General features: G+C 66.9%; 19 protein-coding genes and 1 tRNA gene. 3 read left to right on the forward strand and 17 right to left on the reverse strand.

Translation table 11 applies throughout. The features are described 5' to 3' along the window. Window positions 1-13: 13 nt before the first annotated feature. From PARHAE_RS12125 to PARHAE_RS12140, 4 genes are all read right to left on the reverse strand, one after another. Window positions 14-1,516, reverse strand: a complete 1,503-nt coding sequence (locus tag PARHAE_RS12125) for a tripartite tricarboxylate transporter permease (protein ID WP_241232789.1) — start codon at window positions 1,514-1,516, stop codon at window positions 14-16. Between the two features lie 4 nt (window positions 1,517-1,520). Further along, complete coding sequence (locus PARHAE_RS12130) at window positions 1,521-2,081, reverse strand: tripartite tricarboxylate transporter TctB family protein (RefSeq protein ID WP_126154879.1); 561 nt, start codon at window positions 2,079-2,081, stop codon at window positions 1,521-1,523. Between the two features lie 3 nt (window positions 2,082-2,084). Continuing rightward, window positions 2,085-3,056: a Bug family tripartite tricarboxylate transporter substrate binding protein gene (locus PARHAE_RS12135; protein ID WP_241232790.1), complete on the reverse strand. Its 972-nt coding sequence runs from the start codon at window positions 3,054-3,056 to the stop codon at window positions 2,085-2,087. Between the two features lie 61 nt (window positions 3,057-3,117). After that, a complete protein-coding gene (locus tag PARHAE_RS12140) occupies window positions 3,118-4,191 on the reverse strand; it encodes a 4-oxalomesaconate tautomerase (RefSeq protein WP_206436940.1) in 1,074 nt (357 codons plus the stop codon). A gap of 99 nt (window positions 4,192-4,290) precedes the next feature. Between PARHAE_RS12140 and PARHAE_RS12145 the strand changes: the two genes are divergently transcribed. Continuing rightward, window positions 4,291-5,196: a LysR family transcriptional regulator gene (locus tag PARHAE_RS12145; protein ID WP_126154880.1), complete on the forward strand. Its 906-nt coding sequence runs from the start codon at window positions 4,291-4,293 to the stop codon at window positions 5,194-5,196. Window positions 5,197-5,216: 20 nt separating this feature from the next. On the opposite strand, the gene PARHAE_RS12150 is transcribed toward PARHAE_RS12145, so the two are convergent. The 3 genes from PARHAE_RS12150 to PARHAE_RS12160 all read right to left on the reverse strand — a co-directional run bounded on the left by PARHAE_RS12150 (window position 5,217) and on the right by PARHAE_RS12160 (window position 9,614). Beyond that, window positions 5,217-5,615 carry a DUF2147 domain-containing protein gene (locus tag PARHAE_RS12150; RefSeq protein ID WP_164555232.1) on the reverse strand — a complete coding sequence of 133 codons (399 nt, stop codon included), beginning with the start codon at window positions 5,613-5,615 and terminating at the stop codon, window positions 5,217-5,219. A gap of 86 nt (window positions 5,616-5,701) precedes the next feature. Further along, the gene (gene lon / locus PARHAE_RS12155) at window positions 5,702-8,122 is read right to left on the reverse strand and encodes an endopeptidase La (RefSeq protein ID WP_126154882.1); all 2,421 of its coding nucleotides are present in this window, start codon (window positions 8,120-8,122) and stop codon (window positions 5,702-5,704) included. A gap of 145 nt (window positions 8,123-8,267) precedes the next feature. Continuing rightward, on the reverse strand, window positions 8,268-9,614 hold the full coding sequence (locus PARHAE_RS12160) for an ATP-binding protein (protein WP_126154883.1): 1,347 nt from the start codon (window positions 9,612-9,614) through the stop codon (window positions 8,268-8,270). A gap of 34 nt (window positions 9,615-9,648) precedes the next feature. Between PARHAE_RS12160 and PARHAE_RS12165 the strand changes: the two genes are divergently transcribed. Continuing rightward, complete coding sequence (locus PARHAE_RS12165; protein ID WP_126154884.1) at window positions 9,649-10,509, forward strand: MBL fold metallo-hydrolase; 861 nt, start codon at window positions 9,649-9,651, stop codon at window positions 10,507-10,509. 59 nt (window positions 10,510-10,568) lie between these two features. Next, window positions 10,569-10,643, forward strand: a tRNA-Asn gene (locus PARHAE_RS12170). A 358-nt stretch (window positions 10,644-11,001) separates the two neighbouring features. Here the strand turns inward: PARHAE_RS12170 and PARHAE_RS12175 are convergent. From PARHAE_RS12175 to PARHAE_RS12220, 10 genes are read right to left on the reverse strand one after another with little or no spacing between them, the layout of a single operon-like run. Further along, window positions 11,002-13,773, reverse strand: coding sequence for a hypothetical protein (locus PARHAE_RS12175; RefSeq protein ID WP_126154885.1), 2,772 nt, complete (start codon window positions 13,771-13,773; stop codon window positions 11,002-11,004). Then, window positions 13,773-15,440, reverse strand: coding sequence for a hypothetical protein (locus PARHAE_RS12180; RefSeq protein WP_126154886.1), 1,668 nt, complete (start codon window positions 15,438-15,440; stop codon window positions 13,773-13,775). Before PARHAE_RS12180 ends, PARHAE_RS12175 begins: the two co-directional genes overlap by 1 nt. Next, the gene (locus tag PARHAE_RS12185) at window positions 15,440-16,411 is read right to left on the reverse strand and encodes a phage late control D family protein (protein ID WP_126154887.1); all 972 of its coding nucleotides are present in this window, start codon (window positions 16,409-16,411) and stop codon (window positions 15,440-15,442) included. The genes PARHAE_RS12180 and PARHAE_RS12185 overlap by 1 nt, the downstream gene beginning before the upstream one ends. Next, complete coding sequence (locus PARHAE_RS12190; protein WP_126154888.1) at window positions 16,408-16,617, reverse strand: tail protein X; 210 nt, start codon at window positions 16,615-16,617, stop codon at window positions 16,408-16,410. Before PARHAE_RS12190 ends, PARHAE_RS12185 begins: the two co-directional genes overlap by 4 nt. Beyond that, entirely contained in the window at window positions 16,614-17,039 is a 426-nt protein-coding gene (locus tag PARHAE_RS12195; protein ID WP_126154889.1) for a phage tail protein, read from the reverse strand. The genes PARHAE_RS12190 and PARHAE_RS12195 overlap by 4 nt, the downstream gene beginning before the upstream one ends. Then, window positions 17,032-19,146 carry a tape measure protein gene (locus tag PARHAE_RS12200; RefSeq protein WP_126154890.1) on the reverse strand — a complete coding sequence of 705 codons (2,115 nt, stop codon included), beginning with the start codon at window positions 19,144-19,146 and terminating at the stop codon, window positions 17,032-17,034. Before PARHAE_RS12200 ends, PARHAE_RS12195 begins: the two co-directional genes overlap by 8 nt. Further along, window positions 19,139-19,267 (reverse strand): GpE family phage tail protein, encoded by a 129-nt coding sequence (locus PARHAE_RS12205; protein ID WP_126154891.1) that lies wholly within the window; start codon window positions 19,265-19,267, stop codon window positions 19,139-19,141. Before PARHAE_RS12205 ends, PARHAE_RS12200 begins: the two co-directional genes overlap by 8 nt. A 26-nt stretch (window positions 19,268-19,293) precedes the next feature. Continuing rightward, on the reverse strand, window positions 19,294-19,602 hold the full coding sequence (locus tag PARHAE_RS12210) for a phage tail assembly protein (RefSeq protein ID WP_126154913.1): 309 nt from the start codon (window positions 19,600-19,602) through the stop codon (window positions 19,294-19,296). A gap of 13 nt (window positions 19,603-19,615) precedes the next feature. Beyond that, window positions 19,616-20,113 carry a phage major tail tube protein gene (locus PARHAE_RS12215; protein WP_126154892.1) on the reverse strand — a complete coding sequence of 166 codons (498 nt, stop codon included), beginning with the start codon at window positions 20,111-20,113 and terminating at the stop codon, window positions 19,616-19,618. 11 nt (window positions 20,114-20,124) lie between these two features. Continuing rightward, entirely contained in the window at window positions 20,125-21,309 is a 1,185-nt protein-coding gene (locus PARHAE_RS12220; protein ID WP_126154893.1) for a phage tail sheath C-terminal domain-containing protein, read from the reverse strand. Between the last annotated feature and the right edge of the window lie 3 nt (window positions 21,310-21,312).

A 21,312-nucleotide genomic window follows, 5' to 3' on the forward strand; every position in this document is an offset into this window, starting at 1 on the left:
CGCGTTCCAGGGATCAGTCCTCGACGAAGATCTCGTCTCGGGATTTTCGGATCGAGGGCAGGACGGCGATCACCAGGGCTGCGGCGCCGACCAGCAACAGGCCCAGCGACAGCGGCGAGGTGACGAAGGTCGTCATGCTGCCGTCCGAGATGATCAGCGCCTGGCGCAGCTTTTCTTCCAGCAGGCGGCCCAGCACGAAGCCCAGGGCCAGCGGCGCCGGTTCGAAATGCAGCTTGTAGAGCGCGAAGCCCACCAGCCCCATGATGCCCGCCATGATGACCTGCGCGCCGTCGTTCGAGATCGAGAACAGGCCGATGCAGCAGAACGCGACGATGGCCGGGAACAGCAGGCGATAAGGCACCTTCAGCAGCTTCACCCAGACCCCGATCAGCGGCAGGTTGATGATGACCAGCATCAGGTTGCCGATCCACATCGAGGCGACCAGGCCCCAGAACAGGTCGGGGCTGTTCTGGATCACCTGCGGGCCGGGGACGATGCCCTGGATCATCATCGCGCCGACCATCAGCGCCATCACCGCATTGGGCGGAATGCCCAGCGTCAGAAGCGGGATGAAGCTGGTCTGCGCGCCCGAGTTGTTGGCCGATTCCGGGCCTGCCACCGCTTGCGGCACGCCGGTGCCGAAATCCTGCGGCCGGTCCGAGATGCGCTTTTCCAGCGCATAGCTGGCGAAGGGGGCCAGGATCGCGCCGTTGCCCGGCAGAACCCCCAGGACCGAGCCCAGGCCGGTGCCGCGCAGGATCGCGCCCAGGTTCTGGCGCAGTTCGGTAAGGGTCGGCAGCAACCGGCCGATCTTGCCGCGCATCACGTCGCGCTTTTCGGGGTCGGCCAGGTTCTTGAAGATCTCGCCAAAGCCGAAGACGCCCATGGCCAGCACGACGAATTCGATCCCGTCGGTCAGCATGTAGATGTCGAAGGTCATGCGCTCGCGCCCGGTTTCCATGTCGGCGCCGACGCAGGACAACAGCACCCCCGCGACGATCATCGCCAGGGCCTTGACCAGCGAGCCATGCGCCAGGACCACCGCCAGGACCAAGCCCATGATCATCAGCGAGAAGTATTCCGCAGGCCCGAACAGCAGCCCCAGCCTGGTCATCGGCATCGCCAGCGCGGCGATCACGATGGTGGCGATGGTGCCCGCGATGAAGGATCCGATCGCGGCCAGGCCCAGGGCCAGCCCGGCCTGGCCCTTCTTCGCCATCTCATGCCCGTCGATGGCGGTGACGACCGCGGTGGCCTCGCCCGGGATATTGACCAGGATCGCCGTGGTCGAGCCGCCGTATTGCGCGCCGTAATAGATGCCGGCCAGCATGATCAGCGCGCCGGTCGGGTCCAGAGACAGCGTCACCGGCAGCAGGATCGAGATGGTCGCCACCGGACCCACGCCCGGCAGCACGCCCACCAGGGTGCCGATCAGGCAGCCCAGAAAGCAGAAGAAGATGTTTTGCAGGGTCGCCGCGACCGACAGGCCCAGACCCAGATGTTCGAACATGGCCATCATGTCAGTATCCGATCAGCCAGGGCGCGACGGGCAGAGACAGCCCCAGCGCGTAACGGAACAGCCCGATGCAGACTGCGGTCAGGATCGCGGCGAAGATCACCAGCTCGCCCAGGCGGACATCCTTGGCGGCAAGGCCCGACAGGATCACCGCCAGCGGCGTGGCGACGGCCATGCCCAGGGTCGGCACCTCGAACGATCCGAAATGGTGGCCGCGGATGGTGATGGCGAACAGGAATACCCCGATCAGCACCGGCAGCATGTCGCGGATCGGCCAGCGGCCGGTGGATTCGGGCCGGTCCTTCCAGGTCACGGCCAGCTGCACCGCGCCCAGCACGATCAGGATGATCGACAGCGCGCGAGGCAGCATCCCGGACCCGACGCCGGATTCGCTGCGGAAGGGCAGGTCGGCACCGGCATAGAGGGCGAACAGTCCAAAGGCCACAAGGCTGAGACCCGCAATCCTTTCGCGGCCGAGCCACGGATTGGACGGCGGCGGGGCCGGCGAGGTCGGATGCCCCGGCGGGACATCGACCTGGATCACCTCGGCGGTATCCTGGCTCATGGCTTATTCCACCTTGATGTCGGCGGCCTTGACGACATCGCCCCAGCGGGCGCGCTCGGCCGCCATGAAGTCCGCGAAGTCCTGGCCGACCAGATGCGACGGAACGCCGCCATCCTTTTGCAGGCTTTCGATGAAGGCCGGGTCGGACAGCGTTTCCGCCGTGGCGGCGGCCAGCTTGTCGCGCACGTCCTGCGGCAGGCCGGTCGGCCCCAGCAGGCCATACCAAGCCGAGGCGCTGTAGTCCGGCAGCGCCGCTTCGGCGACGGTCGGCACGTCCGGCAGCTCCGAGAAACGCTCTTTGCCGGTCACGGCCAGGGCCTTCAGCGTGCCGTCCTGCACCAGCACGATCACCGAGGGAACCGTCGTCACCATGAAGTCGACATGGCCGCCCAGCAGGTCGTTGATCGCCGGACCCGCGCCCTTGTAGGGAACATGCTTCAGCTTCACGCCGGCCATCTGGCCCAGCAGCAGCGTGGCCACATGGCTGGCCGAGGCATTGCCCGCCGAACCATAGACCAGTTCGCCCGCCTTGGCCTTTTCCAGCAATTCCTGCATCGAATTGACTTCAAGGCTGGGACCGGCGACGACCACCAGTTGCGCGTCGGCGATCATGGCGATGGGATCCAGCGTTTCTGCCGGGTCGTTGCGCAGCTTGAAGATATGCGGGTTGACGACCATCGGCCCCTGGTTGCCGATCAGCAGCGTGTAGCCGTCGGGCTGGGACTTGGCGACCACGTCGGTGCCCATGTTGGCGGCGGCGCCGGGGCGGTTCTCGACGATGACGCGGCCGCCCAGGGCTTCTTCCAGCCGGGCGGCGAAGACGCGGGCGATGGCGTCGGTGCCGCCGCCGGCCGCATAGGACACGACGATGGTGACGGGCTTGGACGGATAGTCCTGCGCGGCGGCGGGCAGCGCGGACAGCGCGAGGCTGGCGGCCGTGACGCCCAGCATGACGCGGCGGGTAAAGCTGAACATTGTTATAGTCCTCCCTTGGGGTTCAAACGGTCCGGGCGGTTCCTCGGCGCCCGGAATAGGGTCAGTTGCGGCGGCGGACCAGGGCAGCGCCCTCGAACAGGCGGCGGCAGGTCCGGGTGACGAAGACGACAGGCGTGCCCCCGGCGGCCAGGTCGATCTCGACGCGGACATCCATCCGTCCGGTCGGGTGTTCAAAGGTCAGGTCGGCAGGAAATTGCAGTTCCGGCAGCGCCGCCCCGACGATGCTGTCGGGCAGGGTGGCGGCGATGGCGACCGACACCGCGCCGGTCGTCGCCAGGGACGTATGGCAGGCATGGGGCGTGAAATACCGCACCGCCAGCGTGCCGCCCTGCGCGGGCGCGCCGATCAGGACGGGCTTGGGCAGCACCGATCCGCCGACATCGCCCAGTCCCATGCGCCGCCCGGCCTCGATGCGGACCGCTTCCAGCCGGGCCAGGAAGGCCGCGTCCCCGTCCAGCCGGGCCGCGCTTTCCGATCCCGTCAAACCGAAGGTTTCGGCCCGCGCGATCACCACCGGGGTCGCCCCGTCGATCAGCGAGACCGGGACGCCCTCGATGATTTCCTGCGGTGTTCCCGACGGCAGCAGCCGCCCGGTCTTGGCGCCGATGGCCTCCAGGAAGGCCAGATAGACCGGCGCGGCGGTGCCCGGCACCCCGTCGATCGAGGCATCGCCCTGATAACGCAATTCGCCGCCGGGGGTCTGGACGCGGGCCTCGATGATCTTGCCGGTGTTCACGTTATGAACCTTGACGCGGGTTTCGCCGCTTTCCGCCGGGACCAGCCCCTGTTCGATGGCGAAAGCGCCCACGGCGGACAGCATGTTGCCACAGTTCGGGCCGGTATCCACCACCCGGTCAAGGACATTGACCTGGGCGAACAGGTAATCGACATCCGCCCCGTCGCGCGTGGACGGCCCGACGATGGCGACCTTGGACGACAGCGTGTTGCCGCCGCCGATGCCGTCGATCTGCAACGGATGACCCGATCCCATGATCTCGACCAGCAGGGCGTCGCGCTGCCGGGGGTCCGCGGGCAGGTCGCGTTGCAAGAAGAACGGCCCCTTCGAGGTGCCGCCGCGCATCATGACGCAAGGGATGCGGATCTGATCGTCCACGATGATTCTCCTCTGCGGCACCTCCTGCCGCCTTGGAGACCCGGAATGCGCTATCGGGACTGTGTTGTGAATTGCAAAGAATTTGTCTATTGTTGCGCAATGCGGAACAATTTTGAATTCCTGGACCTTCGCGCCTTTCTGGCGGTGCTTGAACTGTCCTCGTTCAACGAGGCCGCGCGGCACCTGAACCTGTCCACGCCCGCCCTGTCGCGCCGGATCAAGGCCTTCGAAGAGGCTGTCGGCGCGCAGTTGATCGAACGCACCACCCGGCGCGTCGCCCCCACCCAGATCGGGCGCGAGTTGATGCCCCTGGTCCGGCGGCTTGTCGATGAATTCGAGGAATCGATCCTGTCGATCTCCGACCTGCGCGGGCGGCACCGCGCGCAGGTGACGCTTGCCTCGGTCCCGACGGCGGCGTTCTATTTCCTGCCCCGCGTGATCGAGGCGTTCAACAGCCGCTTTCCCGGCATCCGCTTCCGCATCATGGACCTGTCCGCGAACGAGGGGCTGGACGCGGTGGCCAACGGAGAGGTCGAATTCGGCATCAACATCACCGGGGCGACCCGCGACGACCTGATCTTCACGCCGCTTCTGGAGGATCCCTTCGTGCTGGCCTGCCGCCGCGACAACCCCTTCGCAACCGCCAAGGCGCTGCCCTGGACTGCGCTTGAGGGTCATCCGCTGATCGGCGTGTCGAAGAAATCGGGCAACCGCGCCGTGCTGGACCAGGCCCTTGCGGCGGCCAACCAGCAGCTGGACCTGAACTGGTTCTACGAGGTCAACCACCTGTCCACCTCGCTGGGCCTGGTCGAGGCGGGGCTGGGGGTATCGGTCCTTCCACAGATGGCGACGCCGCAGCGCGAACATCCGCTGATCGCCACCGTTCGGCTGGAAAAGCCGGTGGTCAGCCGATCGATCGGCCTGGTCGAACGCCGGGGCGCGAAACTCTCGCCATCGGCCATCCGCTTCCGCGACATGCTGGTGAACGAATGGGGCCGGTCCTAGCCGTCACGAATCGACGACGGCTATTCCACCCGCTGCCATGTCCCGGCGTTGCGGCAGATCATCATGATGCAGCCGCCTACCTCCAGCCGGTCGCCGCGCAGGGTGAGGCGCGCGGTATAGCTGCGGCCGGTTTCGGGATTGATGATGCGGCCCTTGCCATAGCCGCCGCTGCCCGTGGGCAGCACACCGGACAGGATGGCAGCTCCCAGATCGCCTGCCGCGACCTGCTGGCCTGCGGCATCGAAGGTGCGGACGACCGTGCCGCACAACCCGCCGCCGCAAGGCGCGATCCGGACATGGCCGAAGCCGCCGTCCTTGCCGGGCTGGGTTTGCCAGACGCCTGTCAGCGGATCGGCGGCCCAAGCGGGCAGGGCGAAGGACAGCACGGCAGCCAGAACCGGGACAATGGCAGATTTCATGGCGCGATCCTGATGGTGCGGATCAGCGATGTCCCTGATCCGCACGAAAAAAACAGGCCCGGTGCGAACCGGCCCTGCCTGAGGTCTTAATGGGCGACGGCGCTGCCGCCGGTGCGGTCGTCTCGCGGGGCGGCGACCCGGCGGGCGGCCTCGGCCGCTTCCTCGGCCGCCTCGTCCCATTCGACGGGTTCCGGCATCCGCACCAGGGCGTGCTTCAGAACCTCGCGGACGTTGCTGACCGGGATGATGGTCAGGCCGGTCTTCACGTTGTCCGGGATCTCGGCCAGATCCTTTTCGTTATCGGCGGGGATCAGCACCGTCTTGATGCCACCGCGCAACGCCGCCAGCAGCTTCTCCTTCAAGCCGCCGATGGCCAGCACGTTGCCGCGCAACGTCACCTCGCCCGTCATCGCCACGTCCTTGCGGACGGGGATGCCGGTCATGACCGACACGACCGAGGTCACCATGGCGATGCCTGCGGACGGCCCGTCCTTGGGCGTGGCGCCTTCGGGAACGTGGACATGGATGTCGCGCTTGTCGAATTCCGGCGGCTTCACCCCGATTTCCGGGCTGATGGACCGCACGAAGCTGGAGGCCGCGTCGATCGATTCCTTCATCACGTCGCCCAGTTTCCCGGTTGTCTTCATCCGCCCCTTGCCCGGCAGGCGCAGCGCCTCGATCTGCAACAGATCGCCCCCGACCGAGGTCCAGGCCAGGCCCGTCACCACGCCGACCTGATCCTCTTTCTCGGCCAGGCCGTAACGGTGGCGCCGCACGCCCAGGTATTCCTCGGCCTTGGCGGCATCGACCGTCACGGACTTGACCTGACCCTTGAGGATCTCGGTCACGGCCTTGCGCGCCAGCTTGGCGATCTCGCGTTCCAGCGACCGCACCCCGGCCTCCCGCGTGTAATAGCGGATCACATGGGTCAGCGCCTCGTCCGTCACCTCGAACTCGCCCTTGCGAAGGCCGTTCGCCTTGATCTGCTTGGGCAGCAGATGCTGGCGCGCGATCTCGCGCTTTTCGTCCTCGGTATAGCCGGACAGGCTGATGATCTCCATCCGGTCCAGCAGCGGGCCAGGCATGTTGTAGCTGTTGGCCGTGGTCACGAACATCACGTTGGACAGGTCGTATTCCACCTCAAGATAGTGGTCCACGAAGGTCGCGTTCTGTTCGGGATCCAGAACCTCGAGCATCGCCGAGGCCGGGTCGCCGCGGAAATCCTGGCCCATCTTGTCGATTTCATCCAGCAGGATCAGCGGGTTGGTGGTCTTGGCCTTTTTCAGCGCCTGGATGATCTTGCCGGGCATCGAGCCGATATAGGTCCGCCGGTGGCCCCGGATCTCGCTCTCATCGCGCACACCGCCCAGCGAGATGCGGATGAATTCGCGGCCCGTGGCCTTGGCGACCGACCGGCCCAGCGAGGTCTTGCCGACCCCCGGAGGGCCGACGAGGCACAGGATCGGGCCTTTCAGCTTCTGGCTGCGGGTCTGCACGGCCAGATACTCGACGATCCGTTCCTTGACCTTTTCCAGGCCATAGTGATCGGCGTCCAGGATCTTTTCGGCCGCGACCAGATCCTTGCGGGTGCGCGACTTCACGCCCCAGGGCAGCGACAGCAGCCAGTCCAGATAGTTGCGGCTGACCGTGGCCTCGGCCGACATCGGCGACATCGACTTCAGCTTTTTCAGCTCGGCCTCGGCCTTGTCGCGGGCCTCTTTGCTGAACTTGGTCTTGGCGATCTTTTCCTCAAGCTCGGCGATCTCGTTCTGGCCGTCCTCACCGTCGCCCAGTTCCTTCTGAATGGCCTTCATCTGCTCATTCAGATAATATTCGCGCTGCGTCTTCTCCATCTGGGTCTTGACGCGCGACTTGATCTTCTTCTCGACCTGAAGCACGGACATCTCGCCCTGCATCAGCGAATAGACCTTCTCCAGCCGCTCGGCCACGTCCAGCGTGTCCAGCAGATCCTGTTTCTTGTCCAGGGCGATGCCCATGTGGCCCGCCACAAGGTCGGCCAGCTTGCCGGGTTCCTTGGCCTCGGCCACCGCGGTCACGACTTCCTCGGGGATGTTCTTGCGGACCTTGACGTAACGCTCGAACTCCTCGGCCACGGTGCGGACCAGGGCGGTCACGGTGGCCTGGTCGCCCGGCGTTTCGGCCAGCACGATGGCGGTGGCCGCGAAGTGGTCGTCGTTCGGCACGAACTCGGTGATCTGCACCCGCTCACGCCCCTCGACCAGCACCTTGACGGTGCCGTCGGGCAGCTTCAGCAGTTGCAGCACGTTGGCCAGAACGCCAGCGCGGAAGATGCCGTCCTCCTCGGGTTCGTCGACCGAGGCGTCCTTCTGGGCGGCAAGCAGGATCGGGCTGTCCGATTCCATGACCGCTTCCAGCGCACGCACCGATTTTTCGCGACCCACGAACAGCGGAACGATCATGTGGGGAAAGACCACGATGTCGCGCAGCGGCAGCACCGGATAGGTCGAAGATGCGAATTCGTTCATTATGCGTTCCTTTCTGCCCGAAGCCGTGGCCCCGTCATGGCGGCGCACGGCCCCTGCACCGCATCAATCTAGGGGGGTGTCATGCGACGTTCAATATCATGCGAAGAATACCGCATATTTCCCGCCCGCGCAGCGTCGCCACAACCTATCGCGGAATGACGATTTCCGCGCGCAGCCCACCCAGCCGCTGCCCGCGCCCCAGCCGCAGCTGCCCGCCATGGGCGCGGGCCACGTCGGCTGCGATGGCAAGGCCAAGCCCCGCGCCGCCGCCGCTGTTGCGCCCCCGCGCCGGATCCAGACGGGTAAAGGGCCGCATCGCCGTATCCAGGCTGTCGTCGGGGATGCCGGGGCCGTCGTCCTCGACCCCGATGCGCAGGCTGCGCGGACCCAGGGCGGCGTCCAGTTCGGCGCGTGTGCCATGGCGCGCGGCATTGCCCAGCAGGTTTTCCAGGGCGCGCCGCAGCATGTCGGGCCGGAACGTCGCCCGCCCGCCCGCATCTCCCTCCAGGCTGCGCAACGCGACCCGCTGGCCCGCCCGCTGCGCGTCGGAGACGATGCCGTCCAGGAAGTCGGCCACCGAGGTCGGCTGGGGCGGGCTGTCCTGCGCCTCGTCCCGCGCATAGTCCAGGAAAGCGTCGACCATGCGGTTCATCTCGGCGATGTCGGCCTCCATCGCGCGCAGATCCTCGTCCTCGGGGGGAAGGTCGGGCGACATCATCGACAGGCCCAGCCGCAGCCGCGTCAGGGGGGTGCGCAGGTCGTGGCTGATCCCCGACATCATCAGCTTGCGCTGTTCGTTCTGGCGTTCCAGCCGGTTGCGCATGTCCAGGAAGGCGGTGCCCGCGCTGCGCACCTCGGACGCGCCCGACGGGCGATAGGACACCATCCGGCCTTTGCCGTATTCCTCGGCCGCCTCGGCCAGGCGGCGGATCGGGCGCAGTTGGTTGCGCAGGAACACCGTGGCGATCCCGGTCATCAGCAGCGAGGTGAAGACCATCAGCACCAGCAGCTGATGCGGGTTCGAGGCGCTGACCCGACTGCGGTCGAAAGCCAGCGTATAGGGACCGGCCGCGCCGTCCACCGTGACGATCACCCGCTTGTCGTCGCTGGCCAGATCGATGGCGGCGATGTCGCCCAAGGCCTCGCGCAGAACCTCGATCACCACACGCCCCGAGAAGTCATAGAACAGGCGCCGGTCGCCCTGGCCTGGACCCGCGGGGGCCCCGATGGTCACCCCCAGCGGGGCCGCGATGTCCTGGCCCGCCGCAGGCCGGCCGCCCGCCTGGTCGATGCGCGCGGCGACAAAGGCCAGTTCGCGCGCCATGCTGCTGCTCATCTGCCGGGTCACGCCCTCGAAATGGCGTTGCAGGAACATGACGCTGACCACCAGCGTGACCACCACCACCGGCAGGAACAGGATCAGCGCCGCGCGCCCGTAAAGCCCGCGCGGCAGAACTCCTTTCATCCAGCCGCCGTCCGCCTGGTTTGCCATGGAAATCCTTTTTCGTCGTGCTAAGGCTAATGGCATGGACGGACGGACGAAAGACCCCCTGCGCATCCTGGCCCCGAACCCCTCGCCCCTGACGGGACCGGGCACGACGACCTTTCTGCTGGGCGAACGGGATGTCGCGGTGATCGACCCCGGTCCCGACGATCCCGGCCACCTGGCGGCGATTGTCGAGGCGGGGCAGGGGCGGATCAGCCATATTCTGGTGACCCACGCGCATCTGGACCACAGCGCGGGCGCGCGAACGCTGTCGAAGATGACCGGGGCGCCCGTCCTGGCCTTCGGAGACGCGCTGGCGGGACGCTCGCCGATGATGCGGCGGCTGGCGGACGAAGGCGTCGGCGGGGGCGAGGGGCTGGATCTTCGCTTCGCCCCCGACATCACTCTGCATGACGGGCAGGTCATTCAGGGCGAGGGGTGGGATCTGACCGCCCTGCACACCCCCGGCCATTCCGGCGGCCATCTCAGCCTGCTGTGGGGCGACCGGATCTTTTGCGGCGATCTGGTGATGGGCTGGTCCTCGACCATCATCTCGCCGCCTGACGGGGATCTGGCGGATTACCTGCGATCCCTGGACCGCCTGGCGCAGATGCGCCCCCGCCGCCTGCTGCCCGCCCATGGCGACACCATCGAGGATCCGCTGACCCGCTTGACCGAGCTTGCCGCCCACCGCCGCCAACGCAGCGGCCAGATTCTGACGGCATTGCGCGACGGCCCCGCCGACGCGGCAACGCTGGCGGGCCGCATCTATGACGTAGCCCCGGTCCTGCTGCCCGCCGCCGCCCGCAATGTCCTGGCCCATCTGTTGGCCCTGACCGACCTGGGCGCGGTCGCCGCGCTTGATCCGCTTGGCCCCGGAACAAGATTCATGTCTTTGTGAAAAAAACCTCTTCCGCCCACTGGACGGCCCCCGATGGCATTGCTATACGGCCCCCGTGTTCCGGCGTAGCTCAGCGGTAGAGCAGTTGACTGTTAATCAATTGGTCGTAGGTTCGATCCCTACCGCCGGAGCCAAAATCCATTAAATATCAGTGGATTATGGCAAACACCTTGCCGAAGTCGTCCGACGAAATCGGGCGTCCGACAGCGTCCGTCGTCGGACGCGCGCAGGTTGGAATCTGCCGCTGTCAGAAACCGCTGGCGATTTGCGCTATTGTAGCGTGACACGGATTTTTGCAGGACGTGACAGCGATATTTGCAGCAGACGAATTTCTTAAAACGGGGTTTAACGCCCCGTTTTAGGGTGTCTTCGGTCGGTCCTGACCGCCGCACACAGAGGGGAACCAGGCACTGGGTGGATGCCCTGCTTCGGTGGCGAACTGACCGACAGCCAATCCGATACCCAGCAGCACTCCCACGATCCACGGCTTGATCATACCGTCAGCACCAGCTTGCCCGCCGTCAGGCTGACTCCGGCGGGCAGGGTTGCCCCCTGATCGACATAGGTGACGCCGGTGCCTGCGCCGCCGCCGAGGTCGTAGGTGCCGGGTCCGAAGCCGGTGGTCACGATCCGCGCTCCCGCCCTTAGAACCACGGTCGCATTGACGGTCGGTTCGGTCAGGCCGTCGTCGACGGCGCCCGAGCGGAACCGCTGCAAGGGTGCGACCCCACGCGAGGCGATGGCAACCACGGTGACCTTTTCGTCGACCCGCGTCTCGGCGGGCTGGCTGAATCCCAGGACGGAGGGTTCGCCCACGACCGGCAGCCCGGTCACATCGCACAGCCAGAGCCGGTGGTTCGTCCCGGCAGCCTGCTCCTCGTAATCGGCCAGGGTGGCGCGGAAATCGGTGCCCACCACATCGTTGCCGGTCACTGCATAAGCCTGTTTGGACCCGGCCGAACTGACCGTCAGCATCATCCCGGCCCGGAACTCCAGAGTTCCGGCGACGGTCAGGATGGCGTTGCCGCTGCCGTCCCAGCCGACCAGGGGCCGCTGGCCGCTGATGACCAGCGACTTGCCTGCGGGCACGGTGCAATCCGGTCCCAGCAGCACCTCGGCATGGCCACGCACCTCCAAATCCAGGTCGGCTACGACGCCAGCTATCTGGGTCAGACCGCTGTCGGCCGCGATGTCCAACGGCTGCGTGGTGGCCGGGATCACGATCTGGCCCGACTCGCGCACCCGGATCGCCGCCGCATCGGTGATCGCGCCAACCGTCAACTTGCCCGAGGTCACGTCCAGGATGCCACCCTTGCTGGTCAGGGCCGCGATGCTGGCGGTCAGGGTGCCGAAGCGGACGAAGTTGCCATCCAGATCGACGCTGTCGGCGACATGGGTGCCCGGCAGGTCAAACAAGGACCAGTTGCGCCGGTTGTCCCAGCGGAACCCCTCGGTACGCCAGTCGGGCAGGAAGATCAGCATCGCCGGGGCAGTGCGGACGGCGGGCAAAGGCGAGCCGAAGCGCGCCTTGGTCCAAGCGATGATGTCGCGGGTCAGATCCGTGACTGAAACACCTTCCCGCCTGGCATGCGCCATCAGGTCGGCCAAGGTGGCCGCCGGTTTGCCTAGCTTGGCGGCGGCATATTTCTGGATGGTGGTGTCGTTCAGGACAGAGGGCGCGATCCCGTCCACACGCTCTGAAGGCTGACCGTTCCAATTGTGGACCTGAGTGTCGTTGTAAAGCCAGTCGGACACCGTGCTGGCGGTATTGGGCTGGCCCTTGTAAGCCGGTCCCCGGTTCATCCGCGCACTACGTTCTGCCGGATTGGCGGGATCGGCGTCATGCGCGATCACGTTGCCGATAGCCACCGCCTTTTTCGAACCCAGGTCGTATCCGAAGGACAGGGCGCCCTGGTACGACGCAACCGTCTTGTGACCCGAACCAAAAGCCGCGCTGTCCAGAAGCGTCGTGAAGTTGGTATAGGCATCCGCATCGCCGCCGAAGGCAAGGTTGTTGTAAAGAAAAAGGTTTCGCTCGAAATAGCCGCCGCAGCGGATCTGAAAGCCGCAGGACGCATTGCGGCTGATGATATTGTCGCGCAACGTCAGGTGACGGCAGTTGCTTGACCAGTAGAGGCCATGGTTCCGGTCCGACGGGGGCTGCGGGGATTGCCCGCTCATGTTGTAGTCGTAGCCCTCGGCCCAGCCGTTCATGTCGACCAAAAGTCCAATGCCCGCAAGGCGGCGGACATTTGACGCATAGCTGCCGCTGATGCGGTCTCTGGATCCGTTCCAGGTTACGCCATCCTTTGGCGCCGCCGCATGATGGTCGACGATCCTGAGATCCTTGAGGGTGATGCTGTCCCCATCGTCAAATTGCAGGTAATCGCCGCCGTCATACCAGCCTCCCTCGAAAATCACGTGGGACGGGGTTTGCAGCTTTGCGTTGGGCGAACGGAGATTGCGAAAGATCGTGTGCTTCGGCCCATAGCCGCCGCTGAAGGTCCAGGCGATCGCCTGGATCACCGGCCAGGGGCCACTGCCCCAATCCTCGAACACCAGGGGGTGGATCTCGCTTTCGCCGGAATAGCTGTTGCCGTTGCCAAGCGTGGTGCGGATCAGCGGATAGGTATAGCCGCGTTCGAACCGCACCCAGTCCGAGCGGCCTTCCTTGCCGCGCCCCCACAAGGCATCGGCCAGAAGCATGAACACGTCATGCGTGACGGCCATGCTTTCGCTGCCGCCATAGACCGGCCGCGCCACCAGCCAGGCGCCAGTCACGGCGCTTGCCGGGACGCCCGCATGGGCCGCGATCATGGCCACGCTCATGGCGGCGGTCGAGCCGGACACATAGATCTTGCGGTGGCGGCGTCCCGGTGTCGGCGCAAACCGGCCAGTGCTGTCCTGGGCCAGCCAATAGTGCTCACCAGAGGCGAAACCGTCAGTCTGGCCGATTTGGCTCACTTCGATCTGGCCGGGCACACCATCGATCATGGCGCCGATGGCCTGCGCCGAGGTGACATCACGCAAAACCAGCGTGGTCTTGCCGTCCGCTCGGGCCACCACTTTGCCCGCACTCGGGCCGGTGATGGCTTGGTCGAAAACCGCGATCCGGCCGCCAAGGGCCGTCAGGCTCGTCCCGGCTGCGGGCGGCGTGCCCCAGGCCAGCACCGATTTGCTTTGTCCCGCCAGCGGGGTGCCGGGCAGGCCGGTGATAGTGACGGGCTGACCGACAAGGCCCGCGCCCGCGATGATGATTTTCATTATGCAACTCCTGGCAGGGCATCGACCGCCGCATCTGCGAGGTCGGCATTGATGAGCAGAACGTGATAGAGAGTGCCGGTCCAAGCACGGTCGCCCGCGCTACGGTTGCCCAGCACCAAGCGATTAACCGCGGGCAGCGTGATGGCCGTGCCGGACGTGGTGCCAGTGCCATTCATGCCGCGCCGAAGGGCTGCGGACTTGACACGCAGGCTGAGATTGAGCGCCATTCCGTGCGTCAAGGTCGTGGTCGTCGGCGGAGTATAGACACCCGTGCCCGCCGTGATGACCCAAAACATCGAGCGATGGGTGCTGGACGAGTAGGTCTGACCGATGGCGACGACGTTGTTCGAGGTGCCGTCATCAAGAGAGGCCATGTTACGGGTCGCAGTGTCGTTCGGCACGATCCCCGATGCAGACAGGGCATAGGATGCGCCCAGTCCTGCCACGTCGATGTAGTCCACCCCGCCCGCCGTCTTGATCGCATTCGCCGCCTTGGCCGCTGCGATGCTTGCAAAGGTGGTGCCATTGATCCGCGCGCGGTCGCTGGCATAGTCCACGTGGACCAAGGCCTGTGGGTGCCACCATCCTGCGGCGGGCGCGGCCGGGCACAGGACGCCGCTGGAGACAGCCACGGTCGATCCGGCGGCATTGGTAGCGACATCCCGCCAGGTCAGCGTCCTGTCGCCGTCCACCGCGTCGTCCTGGGTGTAGCTGCCATCGGTGTCGCCCACAGCCGTGTCATTGCGATACCACCCGCCCACGATGGCGATCTTGCCCGCATCGGCATGACCCGCAAAGAGACCGCGAGACTGGACGGTCAGCACCTCGCCGTCGCCGCCCGTGCCCGCGATATCGGGCTGGCCCAGCGCCACGGGCGCACTGGTCGGCGTATAGGCGGCGGGATCGATGGTGACGACCTCGCCCGCAATCCGTACGTCAAACGGCGCGGTGGCGCTGTCAGGCAGGGTGATGCTGATCGTGCCGTCGCTCTCGACGGTGATGCTGCCCGGCGGGATGACGGCGATCGTCAGGCTGGCGACCGCCGTCGCGTCGGGATCCACGCCATTGCTGGCCGTCCATACCGCCTCGTAGACACCGGGTGCTGCGTCGGCGATGCGTCCGTCCTCGACCTCGTCCAGGACATCCGCGCCATCGCGCGTCAGGCTGGTCAGGACCAGCTGGGGATTCGGCTGCCCTGCGGTGACGGTCGGCGGGACCAGCACCAGGTCGCCATCGACCAGATCAAGCGCGCCGCCCGAGAGCGCGGGCGCCGCCTCGGGGTCCGGGTCCATGGGGCCGACCGGCAGCAGCGGGCCGGGAGCGCGCGACCCGTCGGACATGACCTTGATCAGCCTGCCGCCCTCGATGTCCAGATCGACCACCGTGACGGGCAATGCGTCCAGAACCTCGCCGGTCGCAGACGCGATGATCGCTGCCGTGTCGACGTCTGAGAGCTGGACCCGGAGGCCGCCCAGGGCAATTTCGGACCTGTCGGTCATGACGACGCGCAGGCCCCCGTCGGTGTCGACGGTCATCGACTGGATGCCGCGGCCAGCTGCACCGGGCTTCGGGGCGCGGTTGGCGGCGTTGACGCAGGCGACCAAAAGGGCGGTCAGCTCGGCATCCAGCCCTAGGGCGCGCCATTTAGCGGCATCGAATTGCAGCATTACATGCCTCCTCGTTTAGCCTCGACGGCCGTGCGCAGGCCGACTGAGAGTGTGTGGGTCACGCGGGTCACATCCCATTGCCCGTCGCATTTGGTGGAGACGCCCTGGAGGGTCATGCGCGCACCGGCGATCAGGTCCGGGGCGAACCGGGAAAGCTCGGCCGAGAGCGTGGTCTGGCCCCGCGCGCGCCGGCGGTACTCGGCCTCGGCCGCCCGCTGCGCCTCCTGCTGCGTCCCATAGACGTGGCGCAGCCGTGTTGTCGGCTCCTCGCTGCCGACCGTGACGATCCGGCGCTGGGCCGCATCGACGTCCGACCATTCGGCCTCGACCCGGCCGACCTTCTCGCGGCCGTCCTCGTCCCAGGACCAGGACACGAGGCCGAACAGGTCGATCACGCCATTGGGCATGGGGTCGCCGGCGGCGGTGATGTCGTCGCCGCGCCGCGCCACCAGCAGCGTGCCGCCGGCGGGCTTTGCTGTGGCGTCGAGAGAGGCAGCGATGCGGCGCAGGAAATGCAGGTTGCTCTCGGCCGTCTGCGCCAGATAGGGCCAGCGGATATCGGCAAGCGCGCGGGACACGACCGCGCGCAGCCCGGTTTCGCCGGCAATCGTCCGGGCGATGTCGGCCAGGGTCTTGTCCTGCCAGGCGCGGGTCCGGGGTGCCCTTATGCCGCCCTTCATGTCGGCCGCGGTCGCTCTGATCGTCAGCCGCCGGACCGGACCCTCGCCGGCGCCGCCGTCGACCGCGTATTGTCCCATCAGCGACAGGCCCGTCTCCACATAGCCGAGCCAGACTTGAATGATCGTGTCCTTCTCGGGCGCCGCCACCAGATCAAAGCGGTCATCCACGACGATGCGGACCCGGTCGGCCTTGTCGCCGTCCTCGTCCACGATCTCCAATTCGATCAGGCGGTCCCGGAACGATCCCGTCACGTCGGCGCCGTTGGCGAGGATCTGGAAAGCGGGTGTCATGTGCGCCCCCACAGCCGGATTTCGGATGTCGCGGGCGTGGGCGCGGCATCGGGAAACAAAATCGCGATACCGGCGGAGTAGACCGGGCCGCGATCCGCCAGGCCGGGGTTGAGGTCCAGCACCGCCGTCGCCAGCTGCTCGGACCCGAGATGGGCCTTGCACAGCGCGTCCAGCATGTCCCCGTCGCGGGTGATGACGCGCCTCATCCGAACAGCCCCCCGATGCCGCCGGCGCGGTCGTCGCCATAGGCCTTGAGCTCCAGCGAAAACTCGATCTTGCGGGGCGCGCCGTCGGCCAGGAACACGCTCTTGCGCTCCTCGATCGCCATGATCGCCCAGCGTTGCCAGACCCAGCCAAGGCCATCGACCAGGATCATCGGCTGGCCGAGGCCGGCGACGGCGCGCATCGCCTCGACCTGCCGCAATCCCCCCTTGAAATGGGGGTAAATGACGCCTTCAAGGGTCACTTCGTCGGCGCCGGGACCGAGATATTGCAGCGCCGGGGCGCGGCCGATCCGGTCCACCTGTTCCCACCGCCAGGCCGCGCGGCGGGTGAACACCTGATAGGACGCGCGGCTGATCCCGAACCGGAACGTCCCCAATGCCATCATGACCAGACTGCTAAGCATAGGCGCCCCCGTCGTGCAGCGCCGCGCGGCCGTCGCGGGCGACGCGCTCCAGCTCGCGGCGGACGGCACGGGCAATGTCGCTCGGATTCATGCCCGGCGCGGCATTGATGGTGATGCCGCCAACGTGGATCGGCGCGGTGGGCGCGGTGCCGGGCCGCTGGCGCATGGCGCGCAGGCCACGATTCGAGACGACATGCCCATCCGTGCGGGGCACGAAAAGCTCTTGCCCCTCCTCGAGCCAGCGATAGACCTGACCGCCCCGGACCGGGCCGCCCAGGGCGCGGGCGCCGACAAAGGGCGTGACCTCCTGGCCATAGGCCAGCGATACGGCGCGCCGGGCCATCGCCGCCTGCTGGCCGGCAGGGCTGGTGTCGCCGTTCCACAGCCGGGTCAGCCATTCGGGCGGCTCGGGCCAGCGGATCAGACTGCCGATGTCGATGCTGCCGATCGCGGCCAGGATCATGTCCGGCAGGCCCCGGAACCAGTCGAGCACGTCGGTCCAGGCCTGCTTGATCCCGTCCCACATCGACTGGACCAGCTGCTGGCCCTGGACCAGCAGGTCGATGCCGAAGGCCTCTCTCAACTTGTCGTTGACATAGACGACGAAGCCAGCCAGCGCGTCGAGGACCAGACGCGTCGGGTTGAACTCGGCGAAGAGCTTGAGGACGCCCTGGAAGAAGCCTTCGTCGAAGGCCGCGCGAACCCGGTCGATCGTGGCCTGGAAATAGGCGACGATGCCGTCCCAGTTGTCGCAGATGATGTAGATGCCTGCCGCGATGCCCGCGATCGCTGCGGTCAGCGGGTTGAGCATCGCCGCGCGGCCGACCATCATCAGAATGCGCAGGAACCGGCCCAGGCCGGCGGTGACCGCCGCGATCATGCCCTGCGTGTTGATGGCGAAGACCAGGGCCATCACGCGCGAGAACCGGGCAAGCGCGGCAAGGCCCGAACCGCCCAGCCGGCCCAGGACCAGCAGCAGGCCTCCCATCCCCCGGACCAGCAGCACAGTCCCCGAGGTCAGCTTGACCAGGCCCAGCACCATCCCGAGGAGGGTCTTGCCGAAGGCCAGCGCCGTGATGGCGATCAGCAGGTTCTGCCAGCCGCCCATCCATTCGGCGGCGGCCTCGAGCCAGGGATAGAGCTGCTGCCACAGCGCCACGGCCTCGACGCCGAGGGTCCAAATGCCCTGCAAGGCGCGCATGATCGCGTCGGCGGTCTGTTCGGCCCAGCGTTGCAGGCGACCGTCTGCGGCTGCGGCGTTGAGAAATTCCAGGAAACCTTGCAACCGACCTTTCAGGAAGTCGAAGACACCGGCGTCCATCACCATGATCTGCCAGCGGCCCCAATGGTCGATCATGTTCGAGATGATGCCATCCCACGTCTTGGACATGTTTTCGGACGCGCCCTTGTTGCGCGCCGCCAGGGCATCGACCAGCAGCTGGATTTCCGCGCGGCCGAGCTTTCCGGCCGATGCCATTTCCTGCACCTCGGCCGTGGTGCGGCCCAGCTTTTGCGCCAGCAAGTCCCAGACGGGGACGCCGCGCTCCAGCATCTGCAAGGCCTCCTCGCCCTGCAGTTTTCCCTTGGTCCAGGCTTGGCCAAGCGCCAGGACCAGGCCGTCCAGCTGCTCGGCCCCGCCTCCGGTCGCAGCCATCGTATCGACCAGGGCCATCAGCGACCCGTTCATCGGATCGACCCCGAACGCCTTGAGCTTGGCATAGGCCGAAATCGTGTCATTCAGCTCCAGCGGCGTGCGGGTCGCGAAGTCCTGGATCCACGCCATCGCGCGCTCCGCCCCGGCCGACGAGCCTTCAAGGTTGGTCAACTGGACCTTGAACCGCTCCATTTCCGCAGCAGGCCGCACGAAGGCCATGCCGATCCCGGCCATCACGCCCTGATAGGCCGCGACCGCCAGCGCCGCGCGCCCGGCGCCGCGCGCAACATCGCCCATGCCGCTGGCCATCAGGCGCGCGCCGCGATCGACCACGGCGGCATTGCGGCGCAGCGCGCCGTTGGTCATCCGGTCGATGCGGTCGATGGCCGCACGCGCCGGCCCGGTGGCACGGTCCACCAGGCGAAGGATCAGCGCGATGTTGAGATCAGACATCGTCCTCGTTTCCGTTCGGGATCCGCGCCAGGGCGCGGCGCCACCAGCCGGCCAGTTCCTCGAGGCTCATCGGGTTCATGTCCCGAGGCGCCCAGTGAAAGACGGCGGCGATATCCGCCATCGCCTCCTCGACCTCGTCGGGCAGCCCTAGCCGCCCGCCGCCTGGATCGCCGCCAGCTCGTCCGCCGGCATGAAAAAACTCAGGGTCGCCGTCACCAGCGCCGTGAAATCCGACACGTCCAGCGCCTCGACCTCGTCGGGCAGCAGGGCGGGGGTGGTGACGCGCGGCAGCAGGGTGCAATGGCTGGCCACGTCCATGCGCAGCAGTTCCAGCAGCTTGAGGCCGCGCAGCGTGCCCACGTCGGGCTTGCGCACGGTGACGTTGGCGATGGCTTCGCCCCCGGCGCGCTGGATCGGCTCGGCCAGGGTGATCGGATCGGAAATCTTTGCAGACATGTTCAAGGCCTCCTTAAATGCCCATGGCGCGGCGCAGCGCCGCCAGCTGATCGACGCCCCCGACCACCCGCTTGCCGGCGACCAGGTCGATGTCCCAGATCACCTCGTTGTTGATCTCCAGCCGGTATTGGCGGACGTCCCAGGTCAGCTTCAGGGTGGCGCCGGTGCCGGGCTTCAGGTCGCCGCCCTCGTGGCCGGTCACCAGGCCCGACACGGTGGCGATGATCGTCTCGGCCGTGGCCGCGCCGTCGGCCTTGGCGGCGGGGCGGAAGACCACGCGGGTTTCGGTGCCGATGCGCTTGAGCAGCGCGGGCGACCATTCGGCGAAGGTGGCCTCGGCCGACATCCCCTCCATGCCCATGTCCTGGCCGACGGGGCCGTCCATGCCCGAGCCGCGATGCGCCTCGGTCTGGATCTTGGGCCAGGGCATCTTGGCCTCGGTCGCCAGCCCGAAATAGCTGATCCCGTCGACAAAGGCGTTGAAGTTGCGGATGGTCTTTGGCAGCGACATGGTGTGTCTCCTCAGCTGACGGCTGCGACCGCAGAGACCAGCTCGTCGTAATACGAGCCGTTGCGGAAGGCGCGGAAGGTCAGGCGCTCCAGCGGCGCCGGCGGCTCGATGTCGAAGTCGAGGTAAAGGTGCCCGGCTTTCAGGGTCGCCTCGGTGTTCAGCTCGGGATCCAGCCAGCAATCACCACCCAGCAGCGCCCCGCGCGTGACCAGGGTGGTGATATAGGCCTTCACGCTGTCGCGGATGTCGCGCAGCAGCTGTTCGCCGAACGGCCGGTCCATCGCCCACAGCATCGCCGCGTCGATGCTGTCATAGATCATGTCGGCGGTGCGGCGGACCGACAGGAAGGCCCAGTTGGCGTCCGCGCCGGGGGTACGGTTGCCCCAGGTGCGGAAGCCGTTCTGGTTAACGATGGTGGTGATGCCCATTTTGTTAAGGCGGTTGGCCTCGGTTTCAGGGTCCGAGATTGCGAAGCCGATCGGCCGCGCAGTCCCGACGATGCCCTTGAGGACGATGTTGGAATGAGAATGCCAGAAGCCCCGCGTGGCGTCGCTGAACGACAGGGCGCCCGCCGCCGATGAACTGTAAGGACGCGTGACGATCGCGCCTGCAGCACGATCCCAGACCCGGACGGCCGGATCGCAATACAATATCCTGTGCGATCCATACAGCTCGACATCAGCGGCTGCAGCGGCCTCGGTCGTGTTCGGACCGTCGATGACCGCGGCCCCTTTCAGCCGTTCGGCCAGAGCAATCAAGGCAGTGGCTACCGGCGATGCCTCGGTCGCGCCGGGGGCATTGGCACTGTGGCCCGGTGCTGCCAGGATCCGGGGCGTGACGCCCAGCAAGGGACGCGCGTTCATCAGCGCCCAGATGCCGGTGCCTGCGGTCGCGCTGCCGATCACCGCCGCTTTCGTTTCGGCCGGGGTGGCGCCTGCCGTGACGCGGACCACGACCATGGTGGACACGCCCTCGGCATAGGCCTGCTGGTAGGCGTCCAGCAGGGTGCCCGCCGCGCCCAGGGCCGCTGCCTGGCGCGGCCCGGCGATCAGCACCGGCATGTCGGCCGGGAACAGGGCGGCGTCGGCGTCGGGGGCGGTGCCCACGAAGCCGATCATGGACGAGGCCACCGTCGAGATCGGGCGGGTGCCGTTGTCGATTTCGATGACTTCGATGCCGTGCAGGAAATCAGGCATTTC

This window comes from Paracoccus haematequi (assembly GCF_900631945.1).
GTDB classification, from domain to species: domain Bacteria; phylum Pseudomonadota; class Alphaproteobacteria; order Rhodobacterales; family Rhodobacteraceae; genus Paracoccus; species Paracoccus haematequi_A.

Excerpts from the sequence above, each read along its gene's own strand:
- PARHAE_RS12220 (WP_126154893.1), bottom strand. The coding sequence starts at position 21,309 with ATGCCTGATTTCCTGCACGGCATCGAAGTCATCGAAATCGACAACGGC.
- PARHAE_RS12200 (WP_126154890.1), bottom strand. The coding sequence starts at position 19,146 with ATGTCTGATCTCAACATCGCGCTGATCCTTCGCCTGGTGGACCGTGCC.
- PARHAE_RS12165 (WP_126154884.1), top strand. The coding sequence starts at position 9,649 with ATGGACGGACGGACGAAAGACCCCCTGCGCATCCTGGCCCCGAACCCC.
- PARHAE_RS12125 (WP_241232789.1), bottom strand. The coding sequence starts at position 1,516 with ATGGCCATGTTCGAACATCTGGGTCTGGGCCTGTCGGTCGCGGCGACC.
- PARHAE_RS12135 (WP_241232790.1), bottom strand. The coding sequence starts at position 3,056 with ATGTTCAGCTTTACCCGCCGCGTCATGCTGGGCGTCACGGCCGCCAGC.
- lon (WP_126154882.1), bottom strand. The coding sequence starts at position 8,122 with ATGAACGAATTCGCATCTTCGACCTATCCGGTGCTGCCGCTGCGCGAC.
- PARHAE_RS12215 (WP_126154892.1), bottom strand. The coding sequence starts at position 20,113 with ATGTCGCTGCCAAAGACCATCCGCAACTTCAACGCCTTTGTCGACGGG.
- PARHAE_RS12190 (WP_126154888.1), bottom strand. The coding sequence starts at position 16,617 with ATGAGGCGCGTCATCACCCGCGACGGGGACATGCTGGACGCGCTGTGC.
- PARHAE_RS12160 (WP_126154883.1), bottom strand. The coding sequence starts at position 9,614 with ATGGCAAACCAGGCGGACGGCGGCTGGATGAAAGGAGTTCTGCCGCGC.
- PARHAE_RS12145 (WP_126154880.1), top strand. The coding sequence starts at position 4,291 with ATGCGGAACAATTTTGAATTCCTGGACCTTCGCGCCTTTCTGGCGGTG.
- PARHAE_RS12205 (WP_126154891.1), bottom strand. The coding sequence starts at position 19,267 with ATGGCGGATATCGCCGCCGTCTTTCACTGGGCGCCTCGGGACATGAAC.
- PARHAE_RS12185 (WP_126154887.1), bottom strand. The coding sequence starts at position 16,411 with ATGACACCCGCTTTCCAGATCCTCGCCAACGGCGCCGACGTGACGGGA.
- PARHAE_RS12130 (WP_126154879.1), bottom strand. The coding sequence starts at position 2,081 with ATGAGCCAGGATACCGCCGAGGTGATCCAGGTCGATGTCCCGCCGGGG.
- PARHAE_RS12150 (WP_164555232.1), bottom strand. The coding sequence starts at position 5,615 with ATGAAATCTGCCATTGTCCCGGTTCTGGCTGCCGTGCTGTCCTTCGCC.
- PARHAE_RS12175 (WP_126154885.1), bottom strand. The coding sequence starts at position 13,773 with ATGAAAATCATCATCGCGGGCGCGGGCCTTGTCGGTCAGCCCGTCACT.
- PARHAE_RS12180 (WP_126154886.1), bottom strand. The coding sequence starts at position 15,440 with ATGCTGCAATTCGATGCCGCTAAATGGCGCGCCCTAGGGCTGGATGCC.
- PARHAE_RS12195 (WP_126154889.1), bottom strand. The coding sequence starts at position 17,039 with ATGCTTAGCAGTCTGGTCATGATGGCATTGGGGACGTTCCGGTTCGGG.
- PARHAE_RS12210 (WP_126154913.1), bottom strand. The coding sequence starts at position 19,602 with ATGTCTGCAAAGATTTCCGATCCGATCACCCTGGCCGAGCCGATCCAG.